Below are 2517 nucleotides of genomic sequence, written 5' to 3'. Positions count from 1 at the left end.
ATCTGTGACATGGATATAGATCGTGTCAGGATGCTCAAAGACATGGATGAAAAGATTCAGAAGATTCCTAGAAATCCTGCATTTATGTGGCTTTCAAGTCGTGAATTTTCTAAGGTGCTTGGTTATAAATCATATAATGACTTTTTGGATGCATCATTTTATTTTGAGGTCAATCTGACTCAGAACAGTATTATCGAGATGCATATGAGCGATAAAGATGTACTGAACTACAAGGACTATAAAGACAGGCTTAACGATTATGATGGCGTCATCAAGGATATGATAAACCTTGCAGTTGACATACAGGATATAGAGGCTGCTTCAATCTTTTTTGACAGAAAGAATATCATAAGAGAATATGAGGCCGGCAATGAGTTCGGCTCCATCGAATTCAGATCATACGCCAAAGGCAAGATGTTCTGGCTTCACAGCATATACCAGGTTGTAAAGTCGGATGAGACAGGAGAGCTTTTTGCATACTTCCTGGATTATGACGTTGATGAGTACAGAAGGAAGCTCCTTAAAGAAAAAGAAGCTGTGGAAACAGACTGTCTTACCGGCCTTCAGAACCGATATAGCGCAGTTCCGGTAATACGTGATTATCTGTTCAAGAATGCTGAGAATTCTTCAGCTCTTATCATGATAGATCTTGATGACTTCAAGCATGTCAATGACAGATATGGTCATGGCTGCGGTGATGAGATGCTTAAGGCCGTTGCAGAAAAGCTTAAGCACAAATTCGAGCTTTATGGAATAATATGCAGACTTGGCGGAGATGAATTCCTTGGGCTTCTCATGAATAAGTCTATGGATTTTACTAATGAATTTTTGAAAGATCTGCTAAAAGAGCCTGTGACTATCGAATATGAAAATGAGACGATAAGCTGCAGGATGTCGGCGGGGTATTGCATGTATCCTAAGCAGGGCAGAGAATATCATCAGCTCTATCAGATGGCGGATAAGGCTATGTATGCTGCTAAGCACGCGGGCAAAGGTGGATTTTGTATTTATTCTCCTGGCAAATATGAAGATAAGTTTGCAAATATTGAACTTACTACTGATGAGATACTTGAAACAATGCCTGGTGCATTTGCAGTATGTGAAGCTTCTATGGAGAGCCCATTACTTCTTGTAAACAGTGAATTTACAAGGTTCTTTGGATGTAGTTCTGCTACGCAGCTTCATGGTTTTTGTAATGGGCAGATGATCAATCTGATAACCAAAGAGTATAGGGATACTATCATAGACAATATCTATAGCGGTTTTGAAAATTATTCGGGGCAGACTCTTAAGATGCTGGTTGGATTTAATCTTTATGACGGATCAGAAGTTAAGAATATGTGTCACATAAGATTTACCAGGACTAGAGAGGGTAACAGGCTTCATATTCTGATCACATGAATAGTTGTAACTAAGGATTAGGGCCACAGACGGGCTTTAAGATAATAAATTTCATTGCGCGCATGCGCGGAAAGCGGGGTAATAATGGTTATAGTAAAATCTCAGACATTTACAACAGAGCGTGAACTTAATGAGTATATTATGAACAAGATGTCAGATCCTTCCAAAAAGGATCCTGCCTTTAAAGTACATAGAATCACTCCAATTGTATTAACATATTCAAGTGGTAAGGGTGAGGAATTCGCTATTGTCTCTACAGTTAACTATGTGCTTGAAAGTGAAGAGACTCTCAGTACCAAAAAAGAATATTAAATGGTTGAACACAGGAGGTTGATGCATGGGCGATAAAATAAACATTTGTCTGGACATTGGTGGAACCAAGATTCTTGGTGCTGTATTTGATGAAAAGGACAAGATAGTCTACAGGCTTAAGAAGAAGACCAAAGAAGGCGGAGATAGTGCCGGTAATGTCGAAGAAGTCATTATCAGCGTTGTTGACGAGCTTATCAAGGAATCCGGCATAGACAAAAAAGATGTTAACGCAATTGCAGCAGGAGCTCCCGGTGTCATAAACCAGAAGGACGGAATTATTCTCTTTTCCCCAAATCTGCCCTGGAAAAATTATGATATCAAATCACCTATCAAAAAGAAATTTGGTGTGCCATTTTATATCGGCAATGATGTAAATGTTGGCGTTCTTGGCGAGTACAAATATGGTGCAGCCAAGGGCTATAAGAATGTTGCGGGTTTCTTTGTAGGGACAGGCATGGGCGGTGGCCTTATTTTAAATGGCGAACTCTTTACAGGTAATGAGTTTAAGGCTGCGGAATACGGTCACATGATCCTGGATCCTGAGGGACCTTTGTGTAACTGCGGTCAAAGGGGCTGTCTTGAAGCATTTTCAAGTAAGCAGGGCATGTCAGCTTATATAAGACAGCAGGTGTCCCGCGGTCGTAAGAGCGAGATGGCTGATGCTGTAGAAGGCGGCGTATTCAAGAGTAAGATCCTTAAAAAGGCTCTGGAAAAAGAAGATAAGGTTGCCATGGAAGCTGTCGACAGGGCTTGCCACTATCTTGCGATCGCATCTGGTAATATGATCAACACAATTAGCCCTGA

The 2517-nt window shown here is 40.6% G+C and carries 3 protein-coding genes; all 3 read left to right on the top strand.

What is annotated here, in order from left to right:
• On the top strand, positions 1-1401 hold a 1401-nt coding region (locus K6G87_RS17130), incomplete at its 5' end, for a GGDEF domain-containing protein (protein ID WP_296839970.1).
• An 84-nt stretch (positions 1402-1485) separates the two neighbouring features.
• On the top strand, positions 1486-1713 hold the full coding sequence (locus tag K6G87_RS17125) for a hypothetical protein (protein ID WP_296839968.1): 228 nt from the start codon (positions 1486-1488) through the stop codon (positions 1711-1713).
• Positions 1714-1738: 25 nt separating this feature from the next.
• Positions 1739-2517: ROK family protein (locus K6G87_RS17120; RefSeq protein WP_296839966.1), on the top strand; the 779-nt coding region annotated here is incomplete at its 3' end.

The organism is Butyrivibrio sp. (genome assembly GCF_024699075.1).
This window is presented reverse-complemented; position numbering and strand designations above follow the sequence as displayed.